This window comes from Silvimonas iriomotensis, assembly GCF_014645535.1.
Taxonomy (GTDB): domain Bacteria; phylum Pseudomonadota; class Gammaproteobacteria; order Burkholderiales; family Chitinibacteraceae; genus Silvimonas; species Silvimonas iriomotensis.
On sequence record NZ_BMLX01000001.1, the window covers coordinates 1399920 to 1423445 of the forward strand.

Here is a 23526-nt window from a genome sequence, read left to right on the forward strand (position 1 = left end):
ATCATCCTGCCCGGTTGGCAAACAGCCCTGTGCGGCTATGCAGTTTAGTGAATGACGGTGCCGATGCGACTCAGTTGCTTGGGATTGAACCACACCAGGAACGCCTTGCCGACCACGTATTTGTCCGGCACAAAACCCCAGTAGCGGCTATCCGCAGAGTGATCGCGGTTATCGCCCATCATGAAGTAATACCCGTCCGGAACCTTGCAGCTAAAACCCTCGTCATCATAGCGGCAGTTTTCGCGGTACGGAAAGTCACGCACCTCCGAAAGCATCACGTACGGCGGATTCTCGATGGCTTCGAGCGTGTTGTAGACATGCTCGCCCTGCTTTTCCAGGAACTGCTTGTTGCGCACCAGCTGCACACCGTCTTCAACATAATCAAGCGTACCGGCATCTTGCGTGGGTACCGGCTGGCCGTTGATGGTCAGTTTCTTGTTGCGGTATTCCACCGTATCGCCCGGCACACCGATGGTGCGCTTGATGTAGTTCACCGACGGATTTTCCGGATAGTTGAACACCATCACGTCGCCATGTTGCGGCTTGCCCACCGGAACGAACACGTTGTTGAGCACCGGTACACGCAGACCGTAGGCAAACTTGTTGACCACAATGAAGTCACCCACAACAAGGCCCGGGCGCATGGAGGACGAAGGAATCTGGTAAGGCTCGATCAGGAACGAGCGCAGCAGGAACACCACCAGGATGACCGGAAAAAAGCCGCGGCCGTATTCAACCCAGTCCGGCACCCGTGTCGTACCGCGCTTTTTGCCCAGTACGAACTTGTCCAGCGTCCACACAATACCGGTCAGAATGACAAACACCAGCATGGCTGCGGCGATCGACATGAACTGCACCAGCAGGATGAACACACCCACAATGGCGAAAAGGTAACCGTACTGCACCAGTTGCGGCGCTTCCGGGCCGTTACGTTCCTGCTTGTTGCCCAGCGCGATCATGACCGGGCCGAGCAAAGTCACCACGATGCCGATAAAAAGCCAGTTCATCAGAAACCTTGTTATGGATTGGATTGAAACAGGCGGGGCCAGATGACCCCGCCGGCACGTGTAGTTGACGGTGTATGCAGCAGTTTATTTGTCGCTGACTTGCAGGATGGCCAGGAACGCCTCTTGCGGGATTTCCACGTTGCCCACCTGTTTCATGCGCTTTTTACCTGCTTTCTGTTTCTCAAGCAGCTTTTTCTTGCGGGTAATATCCCCGCCGTAACATTTTGCCAGCACGTCCTTGCGCATGGCCTTGACGGTTTCACGGGCGATGATGTGGGCGCCAATGGCCGCCTGGATGGCAATATCGAACATCTGGCGCGGAATGAGTTCCCGCATTTTGGAAACAAGTTCGCGACCACGATAGACCGAGCTGGCACGGTGCACGATCAGGCTCAGCGCATCAACGCGCTCGCCATTGACCAGCACATCCAGCTTGACGAGGTCATCCGCGCGAAATTCCTTGAAGTCATAGTCAAGCGAGGCATATCCGCGGGAGACCGACTTGAGCTTGTCAAAGAAATCCATCACCACTTCGGCCATGGGCAGATCGTAAGTCAGCATGACCTGACGACCCATGTACTGCATGTTGCGCTGGGCGCCCCGTTTCTGGTTACACAGCGTCATGACGGCGCCGACATAATCCTGCGGCACCAGAATGGTAGAGGTAATGATCGGCTCGCGGATTTCCTCGACCTTGCCCGGGTCCGGCAGCTTGGATGGGTTTTCCACTTCCACCACGGTGCCGTCTTTCATGAGCACTTCGTACACCACGGTCGGCGCCGTGGTGATGAGGTCCATATCGAACTCGCGCTCAAGGCGTTCCTGCACGATTTCCAGGTGCAACAGGCCAAGGAAACCGCAACGGAAACCAAAACCCAGCGCTTGCGAGACTTCAGGCTCGAAATGCAGCGACGCGTCGTTCAGCTGCAGCTTTTCCAGCGATTCACGCAGGGCTTCGAAGTCATGGCTTTCAACCGGGTACAAACCGGCAAACACCTGCGATTTGACTTCCTTGAAACCAGGCAGCGGTTCTTCCGCGGCCGGTTTCACCAGGGTCACGGTGTCACCCACCTTGGCGCTGGCCAGCTCTTTGATGCCGGCGATCACAAAGCCCACCTCGCCGGCGCGCAACACATCGCGCTGGATCGATTTGGGGGTAAACACGCCGACCTGTTCGCACAGATGCTGTGCTTTGGTCGACATGAACAGAATCTTGTCCTTGGGGCGCAGCTCACCATCCACCACGCGCACCAGCATGATCACGCCGACGTAGTTGTCGAACCAGGAATCGATGATCAGCGCCTTGAGCGGGCCATCCGGATTACCGACCGGGGCCGGCACGCGACGCACGACTTCTTCCAGGATGTCTTCGATACCGATGCCGTTCTTGGCAGAGGCACGCACGGCATCCGTGGCTTCAATGCCTACGATATCTTCGATTTCCTGAATCACGCGCTCAGGCTCGGCTGCGGGCAGGTCAATCTTGTTGAGCACGGCTACCACTTCCACGCCTTGTTCAATGGCGGTGTAGCAGTTGGCAACGGTCTGGGCTTCCACACCTTGCGAAGCGTCGACCACCAGCAGCGCGCCTTCACACGCGGCCAGCGAGCGGCTGACTTCATAGCTGAAGTCCACATGCCCCGGGGTGTCGATCAGGTTCAGGTTGTAGACCTGACCATCACGTGCCTTGTAGGTCAGTGCGGCAGTCTGCGCCTTGATGGTAATGCCGCGCTCTTTTTCGATGTCCATCGAGTCGAGCACTTGCTCGGACATCTCGCGCGCTTCAAGGCCGCCACAAAACTGGATAAAACGGTCTGCCAGCGTCGACTTGCCATGGTCAATGTGGGCAATGATGGAGAAATTGCGAATGTGCTTCATCGAGTAAGTTCAATAACCTAAGGGCAGTGGGCCGATACGCCGCGCAACTGCAAAAAGGGGCACGCCCTGCGTGCCCCTCGGTTGATAGCCGGATAACTGGAACGGATTTTACCGGAAATCGGGCCTGTGAACAAAAACATCAGCCCGGCGCCCTGCCCGCCTGCTCAATGCGCCTTGACCAGCCAGGCGTCCAGCGCTTCCAGATCCAGGTGGTAATGGCAGATCTCGGCATCAAGGCTGTCGGCCAGCACCGGCACGAGTTCCCCGTAACGCTCTTCCAGATCGTCATTGTCATCAATGTCGATCCAGGTCACATGGAACCCGCGCTGCCGGGATAACGCATCCAGCTGCTCGCGCATGTTCACGCACAGACTGCAATACTCCCGGCCGTAAAGACGCAGTTGCATGGTCATGAGGCTTATTTGTCCTTGTCGGTTTTTTCCGGTGCCTTGATGGTCAGGAACAGCGAGCCATCCTGGCGCATGACGCGCAATGCCAGGGTTTCGCCCGGCTTGAGCGCATCCAGCGCTTGCTTGAGCTGGGCGAAGCTGGTCAGTTCAGCACCAGCAATGCCGATCAGCACATCACCTTGCTGCAGCCCGGCGCGCATGGCAGGGCCGCTGGCGCCCTGCACGCCCACGCCGTACTTGATGCCCAGTTGCTTGAGCTGACGCGGGCTGAGTTCAACCAGCGACAAACCGAAACGGCGTGACGAGGCCGCATCGTCATTTTTCTTGCTGCCAGGCTTGCCGGGTTTACCCGGCGCGGCTTCATCCTGTTCATCCAGCGTCGCCACAGTCAGCGTGATATCCCGCGTGGCTTTGTCGCGCCAGATTTGCATGGTCGCGGTGGAACCCGGCTTGCTGCTGGTGACAAGGCGCGGCAGATCGCCGCTGTCTTCCACTGGCTGGCCATTGAACTTGAGCACGATATCGCCCGGCTTCACGCCCGCCTTGCCCGCCGGGCCGTCTTTGTCGACCGCAGACACCAGCGCGCCTTGCGCCTTGGTCAAGCCAAAGCTCCTGGCAAGGTCGTCGTTCACCGATTGCACGGCCACGCCGATACGGCCACGCGTCACCTTGCCGTGCGCTTTGAGTTCTGCCACGACCTTCATGGCTTCATTGATCGGAATGGAAAACGACAGGCCCATGAAGCCGCCGGAACGGCTATAGATCTGGGAATTGATCCCGACAACCTGACCATCCATGTTAAACAGCGGACCACCCGAATTGCCCGGATTGATGGCCACATCAGTCTGGATGAACGGGGTCTGGTTTTCGTCGAGCAACCTGCGGCCCGTGGCCGAAACAATGCCGGCGGTGACCGTGTTCTCAAACCCGAACGGTGAGCCGATGGCGACAACCCACTGTCCTGGCTTGAGCACATCCGAATTGCCCAAGTCTACCTTGGGCAAGTTGGTCGCTTCAATCTTCAACAGTGCGATATCGGTCCGCGTATCAGACCCCACAACGGTCGCCTTGTACTCCTTCTTGTCGGTCAACGTGACCTTGATGGAGTCCGCCTGCGCCACGACGTGGGCATTGGTCAGCACATAACCGTTGGCATCAATGACAAAACCGGAGCCCAGCGATTGCGCGGTACGTTCACGCGGTTGTTGCTGGCCGGCAGAGGGAGGAACGGGGAAACCAAAACGACGCAGCAGGTTGAGCGTGTCTTCATCCAGACCGGATTCATCGCCCGAATCACGCAGCGTGGCGGTGGTAGAGACGTTGACGACGGCTTTGCCTTCTTTTTCAACCAGTTGGGTGAAATCCGGCAAACCGGTTACCGCAGCCGACGCGGCGACACTGCTCAGCGCAAACAAGCCGCTGACAAACAAGGTTTTTATTTGCATGGTCTGGTCACTGTTCTGGAACGGGACAAAAACAGACAAATACGCCCTGCGCAAGTTCAAAGCCGCGTGTAGCCCGATTGTATCTGTGCGGTCAGTGCGCCCCACCCGGGCTGGGCGTATTGCGATCACAAAACTTGATGGGTTGCGCGCCAGGCACCAGACGCTCCAGCGTAGCAGGTTCAGCCTGGCTTGCCAGATTGCGCCGGCTGCGCAAAATCAGAAAGCCCGCAACAAAGCCCGTCGCCGCACCCAGCACGGCGCCCAGATCAGGCAGACCGAACGGCGCAATGGTGCGACCGAGCACAGCGCCAGCCATCAGGGCAATCAGCGGCACACCATATGCGGCAAACGCGGTGCGCAGCAACATGCCATCGGCCACGCCAATGCGCACAAAGTCGCCCGGCTGCGCGTCAACGGTGTTGCGCACCCGGAATGCTTCTTTGGCATTGCCGAACATGCGGGTAATGGCTACCGACTTGCAGCCGGTTTCCGGATCACAGTTGCCACACGGTGCGTGCGGACGAATCCGGACCCAGACATGTTCGCCTTCGCGGCGCACCACTTGTGCTTCGCTTTCGATCATTTTGCAGTTTGTTCCTTGAGCCAATCCGCAATTATGCGGCGTTCGCTCATTGCGCGCCGGACTTTTCGCCCTTCGGCGTATAGGCGTAGCTGAATGCCTGAACCGTTTCTGCCGGCACTTCACCCAATACCGTCAACAGATACGGGCCAGCCTGGCGGGCAAACACGGTAATACCGGCTTGCTGCGCAATACCCAGCGGCGCGGCCGGATCAAACGGTTCGATAAAGACCGAGATGGTGACGAGACCATCACCATACAAGTGATGCACCACCGGTCTGGGCTTGCCCACCATGGCGCGCTGGCTCACTTTCAGCAGACGGAACCCGCCCGGCAGATTGTGAATGTCCCAGGCCGGGTCTTTGGGCAGGGTCATGGAGCCAGGAGAGTCATCCACCGGCGCCGGCTTGACCGGGTAAACCGGCTTGAGCTGACGCTTGTCGATGGCGCCGCCAATCTGCACCTGCGAAAAGGCGAAGACTTCCACCGGTTCGTGCCGCACACCCAGCATCACCGACTTGAGCATCAGGCCGGTATCGGCGTGTACCCAGTAACGATGCGGGTAACGCAGTTTGTCCTTGGGCTCGAAATCGTAAATATTGGCGTCCTGCCCGGCCACGCGCTCCTGGCCGACATAGCGCACCTGGTAATTGACGAGGACGTGCTCCGGGTCATCCGGAAACTGCCGTGGAAACAGTTTGGAGGACTGGCGCCGGTCAATCGGGAACACCTGCCCGCCTGGCAGATACAGGCTGATCTGGTTGCCTTGACGGTAAAATTCACGCGGGGGGCCATCCAGCGACTCGCGGCGTTCGATATCGTTTCCGGACGTGGCTTCATGAATCACGCGGAACGCTTCCATATTGTCGCCGTGCTGGTGCACGTAGACCCCCTGGAACGTCACCGTGCGGGCGGCATTGGCCACACGCGCAACCAGCTGGGTTGCGTCCTGAGTGCTCAGAAGCTCATTGGGAACGGGAGTGGCAGCCAGCAAACGGTGGCCAGCCAGAAACAAACTGCCGGCAAGGATCCAGCCCTTGGTTTTCATCATTATTTGGTCGGTTGGGTCTCAAACGAGGCGTAAACAATATCGCGGCCATCAATCGGGTTGCCCGAATCTTCGTGGTGCGCAGCCAGGTAAGCACGGAAACGGTTGTCAGTGCCGGTAGACGCCACGCGCACGGCCTGTTGCTTGACGGCCGCCATTTGCGGCGCAGCCAGCGGCGAACCGGTATAAGCGCCATGGAATGCTTGCCAGCCCACCACGCTCAGGAACGCGACCGACGCGGCGGCAGACAGCGGCGCCAGGGCGCGGCGCATGAAACGGCGACGACGGGAAGCAGCGGCCGGCACCAGCACGACGGGCTCGGTAGCCAGACGATCAGAGAAGTTTTTCATGAAACCGGGCGACAGGATCGGATGCTGCTGCATCACGTCACCGACCAGATGCCAGTCTTGCCAATCGTCGCGCAGCGCCGGATCGGCATTGAGTTGCGCCAGAACGTGGTCGAATTCGGCTGGTTCCAGCTCTCCATCGATCAGTGCGGACAAATGTTCTTTCATGATTCGTTACCCTCTTGTTGCCCGCCGCCAGCGGGCTTTGTGTGCTGCGTACTTCCTGTTACCAGCGCCTGTCTTTACCTACTGTCTCAAGCAAGGGCCGCAATTTGCCGGCGATGGCTTCGCGAGCCCGAAAGATACGCGATCGGACGGTACCTATGGGACAGTTCATCACGGCGGCGATATCTTCGTACGACAAACCGTCCATTTCACGCAACGTAATTGCGGTTTTCAGCTCATCGGGAAGGGTATCGACCACCTCATTGACAGTTCTGACAATTTCCCTGTTGGAGAGTTCAGCATCGGGCGTATGGTAATCCGGAATCTGCGCGGCAGCATCCAGGGTTTCGCCTTCATCGTCTTCATAATCGGCGGCCAGCTGGGGGCGACGGCCCATGGCCGCAAGGTAATTCTTGGCGGTATTGATGGCAATACGGTAAAGCCATGTATAAAACGCGCTCTCCCCCCGAAAGGAAGGCAAGGCGCGATAGGCCTTGATGAACGCTTCTTGCGTTACATCTTCGATTTCGTGCGGGTCACGGATGAGCCTTGAAAGCAAGCGCGCGATTCTGCGCTGGTATTTGGCGACCAGGAGCTCGAAGGCTTTCTTGTCGCCGCCTTGCGCGCGCACGACAAGAGCCTGATCGACATCCCGTTCGGTGAGGTTTTCCAATGCGGGCTCCGTAAGGACCGGCCTGCTGAATATTCAAATGACAACAATACGCCCCGGCGAGTACCAGCATGACGCCGGGCCAATGCCACGCGAGGGTGGTTCCCCCGGAAAAACCCGCGCGGGCGGACTGGCAGCATGCCATGCCATTGCATGACATCCAGATTGCTGTCAGGTGCAGACCTTCTTGATTGATTCTTTGTTATGTGGGGCTGACAAGCCCGTTTTACAAGACGGGTGACATGCACCCATCCTCGCATTCCCGCCTTAAAACCGGCTTAAAACCGGTCTGGCTGCCCTGGAGCAGGCCGCCAGCGCATCCGGACTGTTATAGTTACACATTTGCGACAACGTCTGACGGAGTAACGATTAGCCATGCGCCAGTTCGATGTGTTGATCATGGGAAGCGGCCTTGCCGGCATGACCATTGCCCTCAAGCTTGCCGACAAGCTCAAGGTTGGTCTTGTTACCAAACGCGCCTTGCGTGATGGCGGCAGCGGTTGGGCCCAGGGCGGCATTGCGGCCGTACTGGACGATGCCGACAGCATAGAACTGCATATCCGTGACACGTTTGTAGCGGGAGCCGGATTATGCGACGCGAAAGCCACTCGTTTCATTATTGAAAATTCACGTGATGCCATCGACTGGTTGATCGAAATGGGTGTGCCCTTTACCCGCGACGATTCCGGCGATACCAATTACCACGGCTACCATCTGACACGTGAAGGCGGTCACAGTCATCGTCGCATCATTCATGCAGCCGACGCCACGGGCGCGGCGGTGATTGATACCCTGGCCAAAAAGGTGGCGGCGCATCCCGGCATTACGGTGCTGGAAGATCACATCGCACTTGATCTCATCACCGGCAGGAAACTGGGGCTGGACGATGATCGTTGCTGGGGCGCGTATGTCTATGACAAAACCAATGATCGCGTCGAGACGTTTGTTGCAGGTCATACCGTGCTGGCCACGGGCGGCGCCGGCAAGGTCTATCTATATACAACCAATCCGGATGTCGCCACTGGCGATGGCATTGCCATGGGCTGGCGGGCCGGTTGCAGTGTGTCGAACATGGAGTTCATCCAGTTCCACCCGACGTGCCTTTACCACCCGCATGCCAAGTCTTTCCTGATTACCGAAGCCGTGCGCGGTGAAGGCGGCATTCTGAAATTGCCGGATGGCACGCGCTTCATGCCGCAGCACGATGAACGGGCCGAACTGGCCCCGCGTGATGTGGTGGCGCGCGCGATCGACTTTGAAATGAAAAAAGGCGGCTACGACTGCGTGTACCTGGATATCTCGTACAAGCCGGCCAGCTTTATCAAGGAACACTTCCCCAATATTTACCAGCGCTGCCTGGAACTGGGCATCGACATCACCCGTGAGCCCATCCCGGTGGTGCCGGCCGCGCATTACACCTGCGGCGGGCTGGTGGTTGATCTGTCTGGCCGTACCGATGTCGCCGGCCTTTACGCCGTGGGTGAAGCGGCCTGCACCGGCCTGCACGGCGCCAACCGGCTGGCCTCCAACTCTTTGCTGGAATGCATGGTGATCGGCAAGGCCACCGCAGAAGACATTCTGGCCACCCCGCCCGATACCATCCCGAACGTGCCGGAGTGGGACGAAAGCCAGGTGACGGACCCGGACGAAGAAGTGGTCATTGCCCACAACTGGGATGAACTGCGCCGCTTCATGTGGGATTACGTTGGCATTGTACGCACCAACAAGCGGCTGGAACGCGCGCTGCACCGCATTGAACTGTTGCAGCACGAGATCAACGATTACTACACCAATTTTCGCGTAGGTAACGATCTGATCGAGTTGCGCAACCTGGTCACCACCGCGCAGCTGATTGTGCAATCGGCCATGGCGCGCAAGGAAAGCCGCGGCCTGCATTACAGCCGTGATTATCCGGGCATGCTGCCCGAAGCCACGCCGACCGTACTCAAGCCCTGACCGCCCCTGCCCCGCGCGCATCTGTATTCAGGCATCTATATATAGTTGAGACAGACACGGGCAGGCCGGGTGGCCTGCCCGCTTTATGGGCGCTGGATACGCGATACCGCGGGGGTGGGTCATGGTCTTTCTCAATACTTGTCGTGCCGGTTTGCTCACACTGGCCGCGCTGGTGTTCTGCCAGCACGCCCTGGCCGAAGAATCGGCCGACGATCAGCGCGCCGCCGTGCGCAGCGCCTCCCAGTCCGCGCTGGAGCGGCTTTACCAGACCCAACCCGAACTCAAACCCATCATTGCCAAATCAGCCGGTTATGCCACGTTCAGCAACTTTGGCATGAAGATTCTGGTGGCCGGCGGGGGCAGCGGCAACGGTCTGGCGCACGAGAACAAAACCCACAAAGATACCTTCATGAAAATGGTCGAGGTCCAGGCTGGCCTTGGCTTTGGTATCAAGAAAACCACGCGCATTTTTGTGTTCCAGAATACGGCGGCCCTGACGCACTTTATCAATCAGGGCTGGGAGTTCAGCGGCCAGGCTACCGCTTCGGCCTCTGTCAACAACACCGGGATCAGCAACTATGGCGGGGTGCAGGTCATGCCCGGCGTGTATATGTTTGAGCTGACCGATACCGGCCTGTCGGCCGAGCTGACCGGCAAGGGCACCCGGTTTTACAAAGACGATAAACTCAATCTGATCAAGTAATCCGGTTGAGGCGGCCGGATTTTGTACTTGTGGGACAACAGCTACAAAATCCGGTTGATTGCGGGTAGCGAGCCAGTTTAAGGTGTCCATGCACCTTTCATGGGCACCCCGCACCGGGCCAGCGTATGCCGGTATGACTACCGGTAGCCGGTCAGACCCTGTGCGACAACCATATCCAGGCTATAAAAAAAACAGCCAGACCCCTACCCGCAACCCGGAGTCGAAATTTGATGAGTGAAGAAACCCTCAAACCCCTGGTGATCGGGAACTGGAAGACGTACGTCTCACGCGAGGCCAGCGCCGGTGTCCTGACCGAGCTGGCCGAAGTACCACACCCCAAGGATGTGGAAACGGTCGTTTGCCCCTCGCACACATTGCTGGCAGAAACCGCCGCGCCCCTGCTGGCCAATGGCTATGTGCTGGGCGGCCAGAGCTGCAGCGTTGACCCGGACCTGCCCGATGCCGTTGATGTCCCGGCCAGCGCGCTGGTGGACGCCGGCTGTAAATACGTGGTGGTCGGCCATGCCGAGCGCCGCCGCATGTTTGCCGAAGCCGATCATCAGATTGCCCACAAGGTTCAGCAAGCCATCCAGGCCGGTCTGACGCCTGTGCTGTGTCTGGGCGAAGACGCGGACCAGCGCCGCAGCAACCAGACCACCAAAGCCTTGCAGCAACAATTGCAGCAGGCCATTGCGCTGTTCGGCGCCAACTGGTCGCGCATGATTGTGGTGTACCAGCCGCAATGGGCGCTGGATGACACCACGGTGATCTCGGTGATTCAACTGGCCGGTACCATCCGCACGCTGCGCCAGTTGTTGCTGGAACTGCATGAAGACAACGGCGTCGGGTTCCCGCAGCGCATTCTTTACGGCGGTAGCGTGGATGAACACAACGCCGCCGGTTTGATGATCGGGGCCGAGATCGACGGCGTCCTGGTGGGGCGCGCGTCTTATCCGGCCGAGCGCTTTTTGCAGATTTGCCTGGAAGTCTCTCTGGCTGCCCGTATTGGTGCTTATGCCGGCCCGCGCTCCCCGCTGACCAACGGCGCTGCTGCCTGAGCTACACCTCAGACGCGTTTTCCATAAAAAAAGCCGCATCACACGATGCGGCTTTTTGTTTGCCTGCTTATTCGCCCGCCCCTTGCAAGACCGCGGCTTCCTTGCGCGCCTGTTTTTTGGCGGCGCGGCGGGTCTGGACCCAATGGCTGAAGCGGTCCAGATACAAATACACCACCGGCGTGGTAAACAGCGTCAACGCTTGCGACAACACGAGGCCCCCCACCATGGCGTAACCCAGCGGTCGGCGCAATTCAGAACCGGCGCCATGGCCCAGCATCAGCGGCAGACCGGCCAGCAAGGCGCACATGGTGGTCATCATGATCGGGCGGAACCGCAAGATACACGCTTGATAGATTGATTCCTGCGGGCTCATGCCGTGATCGCGCTCTGCGGTCAGCGCAAAGTCGATCATCATGATGCCGTTCTTCTTGACGATACCGATCAGCAAGATAATCCCGATCAAGGCGATGACCGACAGATCGAACCCCGCCGCCATCAGGATCAGCAGCGCCCCCACCCCGGCCGACGGCAGCGTCGACAGGATAGTCAGCGGGTGGATATAGCTCTCGTACAGCAGACCCAGCACGATATACACGGCAATCAGCGCTGCGGCGATCAGGTACGGTTGCGAAGCCAGCGAGTCACCAAACGCCTTGGCCGTGCCCTGGAAGGCGCCGGTCAGCGTTTGCGGCACGCCCATTTCCGTCTGCGCCTTGTTGATGGCGTCCACCGCCTCGCCCAGCGATACACCACGCGCCAGGTTGAACGAGATCGTCACCGCCGGGAACTGGCTCTGGTGGCTGATCGACAAATACGCCGTCTTGTTGGTGTCGATATGCACAAAGGTCGACAGCGGCACTTGCTGGTTGGTCAGCGGCGAGGTGAGGTAGAGCTTGTCGAACAGCGCCGGATCAAGCTGCAGCTGCGGGTTGACCTCCATCACCACGTGATAGGTATTCACCTGCGTGTAGTACTGCGCAACCTGGCGCTGGCCAATGGCGTCGTACAAGGTGGCGTCGATCAGCGAGGGCGAAATGCCGAAACTGGAGGCCCGGGCGCGGTCGATCGTCAGCACGGCCGTTGCGGCGGCGTTCTGCTGGTCAGACGCCAGATCGGTCAGCTCTGGCAGTTTGCGAAAGCGCTCCAGCAACTTCGGCGCCCAGTTGTTCAGTTCATCCAGGTTCGAGTCGGTCAGCGTGTATTGATACTGCGTCCGCGACAGGCGCCCGCCGACGTTGATGTCCTGACCGGCCTGCAGGAACAGGTTCACCCCTTCCACCTTGGCCAGTTTGGGGCGCAGGCGGGCAATGACTTCATCCGCACTCAAGGTCCGGCCTTCATCCTTGGGCTTGAGGTTGATGTAGAAATTGCCGGTATTGAAGGTGCTCTGCCCGCCCACCATGGCAAAGCTGGCTACGTCCGGATCTTGCCGGATGACATCGGCCAGCGCGCGCATGCGCTCGTTCATGGCTTTGAACGAAGAGTCTTGCGCGGTTTCCGCAAAGCCGAAGACAAAGCCGGTGTCTTGCTGCGGGAAGAACCCTTTGGGAATGAAAATGAACAGCACGACCGACAGCGCCACGGTGCACAGGAATACGCAAAGCGTGATGAACTGGTGCTTCATCACCAGATCCAGCCCGCGGCGATAGCCCGACAACATGGCATCAAAACCACGCTCGAACATCTGGTAAAGCTTGCCGTGCTTGTCGCCGTGATGGTCTTTCAGAAAGCGCGAGCACAACATGGGTGTGAGCGTCAGCGAAATCACTACCGACACCGCAATGGTCAGCGTAACGGTAATAGAGAACTCGCGGAACAGGCGCCCGACGATGCCGCCCATCAACAACAGCGGAATAAACACCGCCACCAGCGAAACCGAGATCGAAATGATGGTGAAGCCGATCTCGCCCGCGCCTTTGTAGGCCGCATCCATCGGCGACATGCCGTCTTCCACATGCCGGTAGATGTTCTCCAGCATCACGATGGCATCATCCACCACAAAGCCGACCGCGATGGTCAGCGCCATCAGCGACAGGTTGTCCAGGCTGAAGCCGACAAGGTACATCACCGCTGCCGTGCCCATCAGCGCTAGCGGCACGGTCACGCTGGGGATCAGCGTGGCGGCGACGTTGCGCAGGAACACAAAGATGATGCCCACCACCAGCAAGATGGTCAGGACCAGCGTGAACTCCACATCCCGCACCGAGGCACGGATGGTCTGAGTGCGGTCAGTCAGAATGTTGACATGCACCGTGGGCGGAATCGCCGCTTGCAGGCGTGGCAGCGCCGCCTTGACGCGCTCGACGGTCTCGATCACGTTGGCGCCTGGCTGCTTGGTAATCGCCAGCACAATGGCCCGCTGGCCATTGAGAATGGTGGCGCTGGGCTCTACGGCCTGGCCGGCATAAGCCCAGCCGGCCAGCTTGGTGTTTTCCGGGCCGTCAATCGCGGTGCCGATGTCCTTGATCCGGACCGGCGCCCCGTTCTTGTAGGCAATGACCATGTCGTTCCACGGGCCGGCCTTCAGAATCTGGTCATTGGTATACACCGTGAAGCTTTGCCGATCACCGTCCACCGTGCCCTTGGGCGCATTGACCGTGGTGGTGGCGATGACCGCGCGCACGTCTTCCAGGCTCATGCCCATGGCCGACAGTTTGGCCGGGTCAAGCTGGATACGCACCGCCGGCTTTTGCTGGCCGCCAATGTTCACCAGACCCACACCCTGAATCTGCGAGATCTGCTGCGCCAGGATGTTATCGGCGTAGTCGTTGACCTCGGTCAGCGGCAAGGTGTCAGACTGCACCGCCATCACGATGATGGGCGAGTCGGCCGGGTTGATCTTGCGCCAGGTCGGCGGGTTGGGCAGGTTGTTGGGCAACTGGCCGGTCGCAGCATTGATGGCAGCCTGGACATCCACTGCCGCGGCGTCAATATTGCGGTTCAGATCAAACTGCAGCGTAATCTGGGTGGTGCCCAGCGCGCTGGATGACGTCATTTGCGACAGCCCCGCAATCAGCGAGAACTGCCGTTCCAGCGGCTGCGCCACGTTGGACGCCATGGTTTCCGGGCTGGCGCCAGGCAAACTGGCAGAGACCTGGATGGTCGGGAAATCCACCTGCGGCAGCGGTGCCACCGGCAACAGGCTCCACACCGCGATACCGACCAGCAAAATGGCCGCGGCCAGCAACGACGTCCCGATGGGACGTTTGATAAAAGCAGCAGAAATACTCACGGTGATGTCTCTACTTAGTGGCTAGCCGCAGCCTGTTTCTCGGTTTCGGCCACAACCGCACCGGGCTTGAGCTTGTACTGGCCATCGATCACCACGCGATCCCCGGCATGCACACCGTCATCAATGATGGCTTTGCCGTCCTGGATCAGCGCCACTTTCACCGGCTGTGTCTGGGCCGCATTGCTGCCGTTCACGGTATAGACATAAGTACCATTCACGCCGCGCTGCACAGCGGCGGCCGGCAGCGTCACCGCGTGATCCCGGTTACCCAGCACCAGATTCACGTTGATGTACTGCCCCGGCCACAAGGCATGTTGCGGGTTGGGGAACGTCCCCTTGAGCGAGACCGTGCCAGTGGTGGTATCGATCTGGTTATTCACCAGCGACAGCGTGCCCTGGGCCAGCGCCTCGCCGCCGGTGCGGGCATAAGCCACGACCTTGAGCGATTTGCCGCCTTGCAACGCCTTGTTCACTTGTTGCAAGGCGTCTTCCGGCAAGGTGAACGTGGCGGCAATCGGATCAATCTGGTTGATCACGACCAGACCGGTCGTATCCGTGGCGTGCACAATGTTGCCCGGATCAACCAGACGCGCCCCGGTCCGGCCAGACAACGGCGAAACAATGGTGGTGTAGCCCAGTTGAACCTGGGCGTACTGGATTTGCGCGTCGTCATTCTTGACTGCGGCTTCCAGCTGCGCGACCAGGGCCTTCTGGGTGTCCAGCGTTTGCTGGGTGGTGGCGTCCTGCTTGATCAGGTCGCTGTAACGGGCCAGATCGCGACGGGCGTTATCCAGCTGGGCCTGATCTTTGGCTTTGGCGGCCTGCACCTGGCCTAACTGCGCCTGAAACGGGCTGGGGTCGATCTGCGCCAGCATCTGGCCGGCCTTCACGTCCTGCCCTTCCTGGAAGCCGACTTTCTGCAACTGGCCATCGACACGCACTTTCACCGTGACCGAGGCGTTGGCTTGAACCGTGCCCACGCCGGTGAGGTACACCGGCACGGATTCGTCGCCGGCCTTGACCGTGGTCACCCGGATGGCAGGAGCGGCCGCGGGTGGCTGGGTAGATGCATCGGCCTTGCGCGTGCTGGTCCATACAACCACGCCGCCCACCACCACAAGGGCAGAGGCAATGGCGATGGCGGACTGGGTTTTTCTTTGCCGGGTCATGACTTTCTTCACACCTTGTGCTGGGCCAGGCTAACACTGGCGCCTGTTTTATATCCGGACAGCGCAGGACGGTCAGACCGCTCGCGCCATCGATGCGATTGAAACCGTTGTTATTGCGCGAGCCGCCTGTCCGGCTGACCCGCTTCTCCCTGCCGCAGCCCCTTCAAATTACGCCTGTCCGGCGCTGCGGGAATAACCATTGGGCGGCCTGCCGGTGGCAAAACCGGCGCGCCCGGCGTCTTTTGCAGTGCGTCAAAACACCTTCCAGTCTGCAAAACGCAATCAGTTACATAGCGTTGACTGTCTTTACAAAGGCTTTACATGCCACCGATACAAGGCAAAAACACCGGCAGAACCTGGCCAGAAACCAGGCAAAACCGGCCCTGGGCGCGGCCTGGTTCATGGCTGGCCGCAAAACATGAGTACATCGTCATTTAGCGATGAAAGATAATCGGGAATCCTTGAAAGTTGCAATCTCTGCAAGTGCAAAGAAAACGTAAAAACCCTCCGGCACACACGGTGCGGGAGGGTTCGGGATACGCCAAGCCGCGTATGGCATGGCGTAACGGTCTGATCAAGCCGGCGGCTTACTTGCCGTACTGAGCCTTGGCCTGGGCTACGCAGCTGTCCTTGCGATCACCACTGTAGGCGTCACATTTTTGCGCGGCCACTTTGTAGTCGGCATCGCGACGGGCCTGATCGGCTTCGTTGTCGGCCTTGTAGCGCGCCTTGTTGGCATCAATGTCGGCCAGCATCTTGTCGCGGTCCGCCTTGGCCGTCTGCTTGCAGACATCCTTGTCGTTACCGGCCAGACGGCCACACTTCTCTACCGAGACGTCATAGCCCGATTTGGCGCGCTCTTTGGCGGCGTCAATGCGGGCGGCGTCGGTATCTTTGTCCTGGGCCGTCAGATCAGCCATGGCGATGCTTTTATCGGCATCAGCCTGTGCTTCACAGACGTCCTTGCCGTTACCGGCCAGGGATTTACATTCTGATTTGGCGGCATCGTAACGCTGGCTGATCGCATCTTTGCGAGCGTTGTACTGATCGGTTGCCAGCTTGGCAAAACTCAAGGCCGGGGTCGCTACCAGCGCGGCAGCAATCAGGGAACGAAGAGCAAGTTGACGCATGTCGGCACCTTTTTATCTGTATGAGAAAAAGGGCAAACGCAGCGACTACGCCGGCACGAACCGTGGCAGGGAAGATGACCGGCAGCACTGCGCTTGCCACAGCTCTACCCTACCCGGCGTCGCGCTGGCGGCCAGTCATCCACTCTTTCAGCTTTATGCAAGACAAAAGGCACAGGTCTGTAGGCGCTACCTGACCTGTGCCCAGGTGCTTACTGTTTTGGCAAACGGTTCAGTCCGGTTCCGGCACCTCAATCAGGCAGGCAAACAAGGGATAGCCATCAATCACCATGGGCGGTGCGGCGCGGCGGGCGGTATAACCCAGTTTTCTCAGCAAGCGCTCTACGCCCAGTGGCGACACCGTAATCACCATTCTGGCGCCCAGTTGCCCGGCACACCGAATTGATTCATGCAGCAATTGGGCCGTGACGGGCGAACTGAACTGGCCTGCAGCTACCGGCGTCTGGCCGCTAAAGTCGACAGCGGCAAAACGCGATAACTCCCAGATATCAGGCGATGCAGGCGGGGCAAGCCCATTGAGTAATTGCGGAAATACGTCCCCGAGCAAATAGGGGCGCGTGGTAGGCAAGAGGCGCGCACAGCCGTTGATCTGGCCTCTTTCATCATGAGATACGATATAAACCGTATCCGTGCGGTCGAATTGGTCTTGTTCGATTCCCGGCGGGGTATCCAATTGCCACCCCAGCATTTCCACGAAAACTTTGTGGCGGTAAACCGACAATGCATTGGCGACACCGTCAGGAAGGTGTGCCGACTGTCCGGACAATATATGCATATCACCCCGCAATAGAATATGTTGCTAAAGCAGGGGAAATAATTTGCCAGGCCCGGGGAAAGGAAAAGCTGTCAACGGCGACAGTTTCTAAGCGTATCGGGAAGTGATAGCGGCATTGGTGGCGTCTTGCCAGATTAATCGTTCGAGTCGGGCAATCAGCAAATCCGCCGTCGCCTCGAATCCAAGATCACGGCATTGATCATCCACCAGCATGATGTTGCTTCGGGGTTTTCCACTCATCACGTAATGCGCCCGGCCATCACGCGAACCAATTACCCAGTCCCAGCCTACAGACAATATGGGGCGTGCAGTACTGATCCACTCGGTAAAGCCACTGATGGCCGCCACGCCGGTGCCGCATTTCAAACCGCCGGTGGGCGCGTCGTCAAGCCCGGACACGAGATGTATCAGCTCTGTATCCAGAAGTGCCTTGCAATCAAGCCGGATATAACCGTCTTCGCACAGGCCCAAAGAGCCGGTTAAAACCGGGCCGGTTTTCAAAACAATGGGGGAAGACATTTCCGGCAGCCTTTACTGCATTCAGGGTTGACCAGTTTATAAAAGAAGCCAAAAGCGTTGCCAGTGTCAGAGTTGTCAGATTGTCAGGCCTCTGGCGCCACACCATGACGGGGCGAGACGGGCAAAACGGGGGAATACAATGTCACCTTTTATTGAAGAAAATCTTCACTCTTTGCTGACTATTCACGACCAGAACCTGTATTTCAGCAAAGTTACACAACTGGCGCAGGCCATTGGTTTCGAGTTCTGCGCCTACGGCGCGCGCATGCCTTTTCCGCTGAGCGCACCCCGCACCGAGATGGTCAACAACTACCCGGCCGCATGGCAGAACTGCTACGCCGAACATCACTACATCATGCAGGACCCCACCGTGGCCCACGGTGCGCGTTCCATGGTCCCGCTGGTATGGAGCGACGAGTTGTTCGCGGACTCAAGGGATCTGTGGGAGGACGCCCGCTCCTACGGCCTGCGCAATGGCTGGGCGCAAGGTTGCCGCGATGGCAATGGTGTCGTGGGCATGTTGACCGTGGCCCGCTCTGGCGAGTCCATCACCGCAACGGAGCTTGGCGAAAAAGAGCCGCTGCTGGCCTACCTGACCCAGGTCACACATGTCGGATTGTCACGGTTTTTCCTTGAACATTCCTCCTACGGGCATGAAGTCAAACTGACCCCGCGTGAAACAGAGATCCTGCGCTGGACAGCCGAAGGCAAAACATCGGCCGAAATTGGCGATATCCTGAATATTGCTGAACGCACGGTTAATTTTCATGTGAACAGCACGCTGGCCAAACTGAATGCGGCCAACAAAACTTCCGCTGTTGTCCAGGCTGCTTTGCGCGGCCTGCTCTGATCCGGTTTGATCTGAAAACCGGATATCCGGGCTGACCATCAACGCCGGCATTAGCCGGCGTTTCCCCTTGATGAGCTGCCCCTGCACTACCCTCTCATTGATATTGCTGATGCCATATGGCATTCATCACCGGGCAGATTGTGCAGCAAATGACGGCAGAAATCTGCCTGTCACTTATGGCAGTCACGGCCCGCAATGAAATCTCAAACCAGATTCATCATTTTTGCCAATGCAATTGATTAAAAACCGTGTTTTATGGCAACCGGTTTATCCACCTTTTTTAATCAAAGATCAAGCAACAACTAATCTATCAGAAATATCTGCACATGAATCCTTCAAATACATCAATCCAGAAAATCAATCACGGCCCACTGATCACACCAGCGATTGGGTCCATATCCGCGCTTCCCCTGTTTGCTGATAATCCGGGCATTAAACGCCCGTATCAATGATTAACGGTCGCTAATATGGCCTGGGAACGCTGTGTCGCCAGCGCCGCGCACCGGATGAACTGTGGTAAATCTGCTGCAGATTGGGCCCCCAAAACAGGCAAGTCCATGCCACCGTTAGTCGGGAATTCTTTCTAGCCTGGAAATAATGTGCGTGGCCAACCGGTTAAAGGGTTGCAGCGCTTGAATTGAGAACCGTTCTCGACAACCCGCTGTTACAACGGCACAATCGCCCCATGTACTGGTCCCTGCGTCATTTCCGCCTTGCCCTGATTGCCGCCTTGCTGGCAATGCTGGCGGCCGCGCTGGTGCCACCGGTCATGCAGATGCTCAACCCGGTGCCGCTGGCGCCGCTGGCCGCGCCCGCCCCGATGAGTGATTGCGGCATGCCGGGCATGACGTCGTCCCCGTCGCCAGACAACCACGCAGACGGCAACCCTTCAGGCTCGGCGCAAAGCTGCCCGTTGTGCTCGCTGTTTTGTCATATTCCTGCGCTGCCAGGCCCGCCCCAACTGGCTTTGCTGGCGCCTTTCAATGTCTGGCTGGTGCTGTTGCCACAGCGCTTGCCGGACTGGCCTTTACCGCTTTTTGTTACCCCACCTGCCCGCGCCCCGCCTGCAAACCGGTTCTGGATCACGCATTCGTAATGAACCGGCGTCACGACCGCATGGTGCGGCGTGATGCATCACGCGTTGCGCAGCGCAACGCGCTCACCCCTTTGCAGGAAACCATCATGAAATCCATTCGCGCCACCCTGGCCCTTGCTGCGGCCACCTTGATGCTGGCCGCTGGCCTGGCCCAGGCTCACGCTCACCCGCACGAACAAAACCCGGCGCCAGATAGCACCGTCAGCGCGCCGCAGGAAGTGCGCATCGCGTATACCGAGGCGCTGGAGGCGTCGCTGTCCAGCATCAAAGTGAGCGATAGCTCGGGCAAGACGCTGGCGGATAAATCGGTGATCGACGCGCAGGACCACAAGGTGCTGCATCTGCCGCTGCCGCAACTGGCAGCAGGTCAGTACACGGTGCAGTGGGTGGCCGTGGCCGAAGATGGTCACCGCACCACAGGCAAATACAGCTTTACCGTCAAATAAAGTGATGAACATGGAATGGGCCGGCCCTGGCCCGTTTGCGCTGGCGGCGGCGCTTGATGCGCTGACCGCCTTGCTGATAGGCCAGTGGCTGCTGGATCGCGGCCGGCTGGGTTGGCGTCTGGCGGCCCTGGCCGGTTTGCTGTTTTTGCTGCTGCTGCCCGTGAATGGCGCCGGCATGGCAGGGATCGAGATCACCGCAGTCATACCCGCCCTGCCCGCCATTTTAAGTACGCACTTCGGGTTTACCTGGCTGGCTGGCATCGTGGTGATGGCGTGCCTGATCAGCGTGGCGCTGCGCCAGCAGCCTGATGCACGGCTAAGCGGCATGGCGTTGCTGGCCCTGGCCTATCTGCGCGCCTGTACCGGGCATGTGGCTGATGCCGGCATGCTGAGCCTGGCAGCGCTGGTGCACACCTTGCACCTGCTGGCGGCAGGCGCCTGGGCGGGCAGCGTACTGGTCTTTGTGGCGCGTTACGGCTTTGGCCAGCGCACGTTTGATGCCCATGCGGCCCGGCGTTTGTCACAAATCGCGGCGTGGGCCTTGCTGTTGATTGCGCTTAGCGGCGCGGCCAATGTCTGGCGCATGCTGAACATGGCCGGCCCGATGGTGAGCGGGTTCTGGCAGCAACCCTGGGGCCTGATACTGAAGGTGAAATTGCTGTTTGTCGGCATTGCGGTGTTTCTGGGCGCAAGCAACCGCTGGAGTGTGCTGCCCGCGCTGGATTTGCAGCAAAGCGGTGCCCGGCAGCGTTTTCTGGCTTTGCTGTGGCTGGAAGCACTGGCGTTTGTCGGGGTATTTGTCTGCGCCGCCTTGCTGGGCGCAACCAGCCCGCCCATGGCGATGTAGCGCCCTGGCGGGCTGCGTTCAGGCCTTGCGGCGGAAGGTCAGGACCAGGATATCGCGATACGCGCTCTGCCCTGCGCGATCAGGCGTGATCGCCGTCACGCCGTGGCGCACGCGCTCGTCATTGACGACGGCCATATCCAGCGCTTCGGTCAGGGTGAAGGTTTGCAACACCTTGCCGGCCGGGTCTTGCACCGTGCTCATGCCTTGTTGCACGTTGTGGCGGTTGATCAGCACCATCAGCACAAAATCCACGCCGTCGCGGTGCATGCCTTCGGGCGTGGGCTGGCCTGCGCTGCTGCCGTCGGTGGTGATGCGGAACTGGTGCATTTCTACCTGCCAGGCCACACCCGGGCGGATCGCGCCAAAGACCTGGCTGCCAGCGGCCATCAAATGCGCCAGCACCGGATTGTGGATCACGGCGTCTTCAACCGGCTGGTAATGGCGCACCACGCCCCCGTTGAGCGGGTTGTATTCCAGGCTTTGATAATGCGGCTGGTGCGGTTCCAGACAGAAAGATGATTGACCTGCCGCCAGGCTCAGCGTGGCATGGCGACGCTGGCGGTACTTGCCGCCATCGGCCATGTATTCATCCAGCACCAGGTTGTTCCAGCTGGCAGCAAACGCCGGCCAGGCCGACGCAAAGGCGTCGTCGGCGCCCAAGAGTGCCCGGGTCAGCGCGGCGGGCACAAAACAATAGCCCTGCTGCGTCAGCGCATGCTGCAACAGCGCCAGGGCGGCGCCATCAGAAACAGAACGGGGCAAGGTCATGCAGACAGGATCCAGCTTATCCATACGTACAGATTGTCAGCCCGATGCACGGGTGCGGGTAGATACAGTTCTCATCATATCGATCTGACACAGGAAAGAGTCCGTAGATTCCCGTATACACCCGCGATTGTGCTTTTAACCCTGCGCGGCGGCCGGAACCAGTTTGCGGTCCAGCAGGCCGGAGAACACCACCACACCCATGGCCAGCAATGCCACAGCAGCGCCCATCCACGGCAAATCAGACAGCGGGAAACCCGCGCCAATCATGGCACCGCCCAGCCAGGCGCCAGAGGCATTGCCCAGATTGAACGCGCCCTGGTTCAAGGTTGGCGCCAGGTTGGGTGCGCCATGGGCTTTGTCGATCACGCGCACTTGCGCGGCCGGCACCACGGCAAACGAGAACATGCCCCACAGGAACACCACCACCAGCGTCGGAATCTTGTAATGGCACGCCCAGGAGAACACCGCCAGGATCAGCGCCAGCATGAAGAACGTGATCGCCATGCCGCGCATGAGTTTCCAGTCTGCCAGGCGCCCGCCCAACAGGCCGCCCACGGTGATCCCTGCGCCAAACAGCAGCAACACCCAGCTCTCTTGCGTGGAGGTAAAGCCGGTGACATCCAGCAAGATGTAGGCGATATAAGTCACCACGCTGAACATGCTGACCGAGGCCAGCGTGCTGGTCAGCAGCGCCAGCTGGGTTTGCGTATCCACAATCTTGCGGAACTCACCCAGAATGCCGTCACCTTTGGGCGTGGGTACTTGCGGCAACCAGACGGACAACGCACTTGCCGCCAGCACGCCAATGCCGACCACCGCCCAGAACGGCGCACGCCAGCCCAGCACATGCCCCAGCGCTGTACCGAACGGCACGCCGACGATATTGGCGACGGTCAGGCCGGTAAACATCAGCGCCACCGCCTGTGCGCGCTTGTTCTGCGGCACCAGATCTGCCGCCACCACCGAGCCAATCCCGAAAAATGCAGCATGGCAGAACGCAGTAATGACGCGCGCGGCCATCAGGGCGTAGTAGCCCGGCGCCAACGCACACAGCGCATTGCCCAGAATAAACAGCCCCATCAAGCCCACCAGCGCCTGCTTGCGCGGCCATTTGGCGGTGACAATGGCCAGGATCGGCGCACCAATGGTCACACCAATGGCGTAGCCGGAAATCAGCATGCCGGCAGCCGGGGTGGATACACCAAAATCTTTGGCGACTTCGGGCAGAAGGCCCATGATGACGAACTCGGTGGTGCCGATTCCGAATGCAGCGGCGGCAAGTGCCAGTAGAGCAAGGTACATCGTGTATTCCTGTTACCGGTGCGTCTGCCACACCGCCATTGCGAATTGACCAGTCGATTAGTTTTGTTGCGGCTTGAGTATGCCGTTCTTATGCGAACCGCATTATG

At 59.3% G+C, this 23526-nt stretch carries 22 protein-coding genes; 7 read left to right on the forward strand and 15 right to left on the reverse strand.

Features of this window, described 5'->3' with window-relative positions:
• Positions 1-44: 44 nt before the first annotated feature.
• The 8 genes from lepB to rpoE all read right to left on the reverse strand — a co-directional run bounded on the left by lepB (position 45) and on the right by rpoE (position 7553).
• Positions 45-1007, reverse strand: a complete 963-nt coding sequence (gene lepB / locus IEX57_RS06270) for a signal peptidase I (RefSeq protein WP_188703356.1) — start codon at positions 1005-1007, stop codon at positions 45-47.
• Positions 1008-1091: 84 nt separating this feature from the next.
• Positions 1092-2885 carry a translation elongation factor 4 gene (gene lepA, locus IEX57_RS06275; protein WP_188703357.1) on the reverse strand — a complete coding sequence of 598 codons (1794 nt, stop codon included), beginning with the start codon at positions 2883-2885 and terminating at the stop codon, positions 1092-1094.
• Between the two features lie 164 nt (positions 2886-3049).
• On the reverse strand, positions 3050-3298 hold the full coding sequence (locus IEX57_RS06280) for a glutaredoxin family protein (RefSeq protein ID WP_308433854.1): 249 nt from the start codon (positions 3296-3298) through the stop codon (positions 3050-3052).
• A 5-nt stretch (positions 3299-3303) separates the two neighbouring features.
• Complete coding sequence (locus IEX57_RS06285; RefSeq protein ID WP_229708795.1) at positions 3304-4779, reverse strand: DegQ family serine endoprotease; 1476 nt, start codon at positions 4777-4779, stop codon at positions 3304-3306.
• A 52-nt stretch (positions 4780-4831) separates the two neighbouring features.
• The gene (locus IEX57_RS06290) at positions 4832-5323 is read right to left on the reverse strand and encodes a SoxR reducing system RseC family protein (RefSeq protein WP_188703358.1); all 492 of its coding nucleotides are present in this window, start codon (positions 5321-5323) and stop codon (positions 4832-4834) included.
• A 46-nt stretch (positions 5324-5369) separates the two neighbouring features.
• Positions 5370-6371: a MucB/RseB C-terminal domain-containing protein gene (locus IEX57_RS06295; RefSeq protein ID WP_188703359.1), complete on the reverse strand. Its 1002-nt coding sequence runs from the start codon at positions 6369-6371 to the stop codon at positions 5370-5372.
• Positions 6371-6883, reverse strand: a complete 513-nt coding sequence (locus IEX57_RS06300; protein WP_188703360.1) for a sigma-E factor negative regulatory protein — start codon at positions 6881-6883, stop codon at positions 6371-6373. Before IEX57_RS06300 ends, IEX57_RS06295 begins: the two co-directional genes overlap by 1 nt.
• A 58-nt stretch (positions 6884-6941) precedes the next feature.
• The gene (gene rpoE / locus IEX57_RS06305) at positions 6942-7553 is read right to left on the reverse strand and encodes an RNA polymerase sigma factor RpoE (RefSeq protein ID WP_188703361.1); all 612 of its coding nucleotides are present in this window, start codon (positions 7551-7553) and stop codon (positions 6942-6944) included.
• A gap of 372 nt (positions 7554-7925) precedes the next feature.
• Between rpoE and nadB the strand changes: the two genes are divergently transcribed.
• The 3 genes from nadB (at position 7926) to IEX57_RS06320 (ending at position 11267) form a co-directional block, all read left to right on the forward strand.
• The gene (nadB, locus tag IEX57_RS06310) at positions 7926-9506 is read left to right on the forward strand and encodes an L-aspartate oxidase (RefSeq protein WP_188703362.1); all 1581 of its coding nucleotides are present in this window, start codon (positions 7926-7928) and stop codon (positions 9504-9506) included.
• A 121-nt stretch (positions 9507-9627) separates the two neighbouring features.
• Positions 9628-10209, forward strand: a complete 582-nt coding sequence (locus IEX57_RS06315) for a lipid-binding SYLF domain-containing protein (RefSeq protein WP_188703363.1) — start codon at positions 9628-9630, stop codon at positions 10207-10209.
• A 230-nt stretch (positions 10210-10439) separates the two neighbouring features.
• Positions 10440-11267: a triose-phosphate isomerase gene (locus IEX57_RS06320; protein WP_188703364.1), complete on the forward strand. Its 828-nt coding sequence runs from the start codon at positions 10440-10442 to the stop codon at positions 11265-11267.
• A gap of 67 nt (positions 11268-11334) precedes the next feature.
• Here the strand turns inward: IEX57_RS06320 and IEX57_RS06325 are convergent, their stop codons facing one another.
• From IEX57_RS06325 to IEX57_RS06345, 5 genes are all read right to left on the reverse strand, one after another.
• Entirely contained in the window at positions 11335-14499 is a 3165-nt protein-coding gene (locus tag IEX57_RS06325; RefSeq protein WP_188703365.1) for a multidrug efflux RND transporter permease subunit, read from the reverse strand.
• A gap of 14 nt (positions 14500-14513) precedes the next feature.
• Positions 14514-15668, reverse strand: coding sequence for an efflux RND transporter periplasmic adaptor subunit (locus IEX57_RS06330; protein ID WP_188703366.1), 1155 nt, complete (start codon positions 15666-15668; stop codon positions 14514-14516).
• Between the two features lie 587 nt (positions 15669-16255).
• Positions 16256-16798: a hypothetical protein gene (locus IEX57_RS06335; protein ID WP_188703367.1), complete on the reverse strand. Its 543-nt coding sequence runs from the start codon at positions 16796-16798 to the stop codon at positions 16256-16258.
• A gap of 229 nt (positions 16799-17027) precedes the next feature.
• A complete protein-coding gene (locus IEX57_RS06340) occupies positions 17028-17591 on the reverse strand; it encodes an acyl-homoserine-lactone synthase (protein ID WP_188703496.1) in 564 nt (187 codons plus the stop codon).
• 87 nt (positions 17592-17678) lie between these two features.
• Positions 17679-18110 (reverse strand): DUF4902 domain-containing protein, encoded by a 432-nt coding sequence (locus tag IEX57_RS06345; protein WP_188703368.1) that lies wholly within the window; start codon positions 18108-18110, stop codon positions 17679-17681.
• A 139-nt stretch (positions 18111-18249) separates the two neighbouring features.
• On the opposite strand from IEX57_RS06345, the gene IEX57_RS06350 reads away from it, so the two are divergent.
• The 4 genes from IEX57_RS06350 (at position 18250) to IEX57_RS06365 (ending at position 21349) form a co-directional block, all read left to right on the forward strand.
• A complete protein-coding gene (locus IEX57_RS06350; protein WP_188703369.1) occupies positions 18250-18960 on the forward strand; it encodes an autoinducer binding domain-containing protein in 711 nt (236 codons plus the stop codon).
• A 685-nt stretch (positions 18961-19645) separates the two neighbouring features.
• The gene (locus IEX57_RS06355; protein ID WP_188703370.1) at positions 19646-20056 is read left to right on the forward strand and encodes a DUF2946 family protein; all 411 of its coding nucleotides are present in this window, start codon (positions 19646-19648) and stop codon (positions 20054-20056) included.
• Positions 20056-20502, forward strand: coding sequence for a copper homeostasis periplasmic binding protein CopC (gene copC / locus IEX57_RS06360; RefSeq protein ID WP_229708801.1), 447 nt, complete (start codon positions 20056-20058; stop codon positions 20500-20502). The genes IEX57_RS06355 and copC overlap by 1 nt, the downstream gene beginning before the upstream one ends.
• 10 nt (positions 20503-20512) lie before the next feature.
• On the forward strand, positions 20513-21349 hold the full coding sequence (locus IEX57_RS06365; RefSeq protein WP_188703371.1) for a CopD family protein: 837 nt from the start codon (positions 20513-20515) through the stop codon (positions 21347-21349).
• An 18-nt stretch (positions 21350-21367) separates the two neighbouring features.
• On the opposite strand, the gene IEX57_RS06370 is transcribed toward IEX57_RS06365, so the two are convergent.
• The gene (locus IEX57_RS06370; protein WP_188703372.1) at positions 21368-22117 is read right to left on the reverse strand and encodes a 2OG-Fe dioxygenase family protein; all 750 of its coding nucleotides are present in this window, start codon (positions 22115-22117) and stop codon (positions 21368-21370) included.
• Positions 22118-22252: 135 nt separating this feature from the next.
• Positions 22253-23419 (reverse strand): MFS transporter, encoded by a 1167-nt coding sequence (locus tag IEX57_RS06375; protein ID WP_188703373.1) that lies wholly within the window; start codon positions 23417-23419, stop codon positions 22253-22255.
• Between the last annotated feature and the right edge of the window lie 107 nt (positions 23420-23526).